Here is a 211-nt window from a genome sequence, read left to right on the forward strand (position 1 = left end):
ACCCGAACGACTCTTGCAGCCGGCAACGTGGTATCCACCTCAATGGCTAGAGCCTCGCGGTTGAAGTCGTCGAGCACGTTGAACGTACGGAAGCGTTGGCCACTCATAAGGACATCGCTCATGAAATCCACCGACCAGCACAAATTGGCCGTAGCTGGAACGGCAAGCTTCTCAGAATGCCTCGAAGGGAGACGCTTTTTGCCTTTGCGGC

Annotated in this window: 1 pseudogene; it reads right to left on the bottom strand. The window is 55.9% G+C overall.

Going from position 1 to position 211, the window contains the following annotated elements:
- Positions 1-211 (bottom strand): annotated as a pseudogene (locus tag NY78_RS24415) (IS3 family transposase); the annotation flags it as partial.

Origin of the sequence: Desulfovibrio sp. TomC (assembly GCF_000801335.2) — a bacterium.
Lineage (GTDB): Bacteria > Desulfobacterota > Desulfovibrionia > Desulfovibrionales > Desulfovibrionaceae > Solidesulfovibrio.